A 1,222-nucleotide genomic window follows, 5' to 3' on the forward strand; every position below is an offset into this window, starting at 1 on the left:
CAAACAATAAGCTAATTGTGCTTACTGATACCATACTTTACAAACAGGACACACAATGCACTTACATTCTGCCACTTCTAGTCAAATTGCGGTTAAGCGTAAAACAAAAGCCACTAAGGTGGCAATTATTTTTTTAATATAATTTATTTATTTTTCCCTAAATCAAAATGTATTGCTGGCTGACTATTCCATAGTTCTAATGTTTCCTTGTCTACTTCTGGTTGATTCATGTATTCTCTGTTCATTCTAGCTCTTGTATTAACTACTTTAATTTTAATACGTTTCTTGTATTCCTGCTGTCGTAAGTACATCAGATATTTATCTCTAGCCATAGTTACCTCCTATAAATAGTATAACACAAAATGCCTACAAAGTCAATCATAGCTTACATAACAGAGGATAAACCAAACCTGAAAAGTGGATATGCTATAATAAGTATATCAAGTTGAGAGAGGGAAGCAAATGACAGAAGAACAGCTATTATTTAAGCAAGAAACATTGTCAGAAGTTGACTTTAACGAGTTCTTACTTAACGCTGTTGAATGTGGTTTGATTAATCTTGATACAGCTTTAATTTTTAAGGGAGAATAAAGAAATGAATAAAGAACATATTTTAGCACAAAAAGAAGTATTGAATCCGATTGAATATGAACACTATGTTAAGCACTTATTTGATATCGGAGAAATTACTAAAGAGCTTTATATTGAATTGAGTTCTGATTTATGAGCAAGGCTTTAGCGATTGACTTTAGCACTTCTAATACTGGTTATGCATTTCGTAATCCTTTAACAAATGAGTATGTAGTCGGTTCAATTGCAGGTGGTAAAAGTAAAGATCCTTTGGAACGTGCAAAACTAATTGCTGACGGTATAACAGAAGTCATTGAGCATTATAACTTATTTGATTATTTTATTTATATTGAAGAACCTATCATCACGTTCAAGTCTAAGGGAAACATCTCATTGATTAGAGCTAACGGTTCATTCTTAGGAGTCATGCGTAACCGTCATAACATTGGCTATGTTGATGTACCTAATTCTAAATGGTGCGGTTATCATCTAATCAAAGGTAAAAGTGCATTACGAAAAGTGCAAAGCATTGAGATACTCAAAAGCTATAATATAGTACCTGATGATGATATCAATGATGACCAAGCAGACGCCTTTTGTATCTTGCTCTATGTAGAAAGTCAGGAGAATATATAATGATTGTAATTAATAT

4 protein-coding genes are annotated in these 1,222 nt (G+C 32.4%); 3 read left to right on the top strand and 1 reads right to left on the bottom strand.

Annotation, left to right across the window (positions count from 1 at the left end):
• Positions 1–143 precede the first annotated feature (143 nt).
• Complete coding sequence (locus AP059_RS00015; protein ID WP_036851101.1) at positions 144–332, bottom strand: hypothetical protein; 189 nt, start codon at positions 330–332, stop codon at positions 144–146.
• 130 nt (positions 333–462) lie between these two features.
• Here AP059_RS00015 and AP059_RS22605 point away from each other — a divergent pair, with 130 nt between their 5' ends.
• The 3 genes from AP059_RS22605 to AP059_RS00020 are packed head-to-tail and all read left to right on the top strand — an operon-like array spanning position 463 to position 1,206.
• Positions 463–591 (top strand): hypothetical protein, encoded by a 129-nt coding sequence (locus tag AP059_RS22605; protein ID WP_015979565.1) that lies wholly within the window; start codon positions 463–465, stop codon positions 589–591.
• Between the two features lie 4 nt (positions 592–595).
• Positions 596–727: a hypothetical protein gene (locus tag AP059_RS22610; RefSeq protein WP_256209578.1), complete on the top strand. Its 132-nt coding sequence runs from the start codon at positions 596–598 to the stop codon at positions 725–727.
• On the top strand, positions 724–1,206 hold the full coding sequence (locus AP059_RS00020) for a hypothetical protein (protein WP_059874868.1): 483 nt from the start codon (positions 724–726) through the stop codon (positions 1,204–1,206). Before AP059_RS22610 ends, AP059_RS00020 begins: the two co-directional genes overlap by 4 nt.
• Positions 1,207–1,222: the final 16 nt, after the last annotated feature.

The sequence above is a fragment of the Pseudomonas sp. TAA207 genome (genome assembly GCF_001529285.1).
GTDB lineage: Bacteria > Pseudomonadota > Gammaproteobacteria > Pseudomonadales > Pseudomonadaceae > Aquipseudomonas > Aquipseudomonas weihenstephanensis.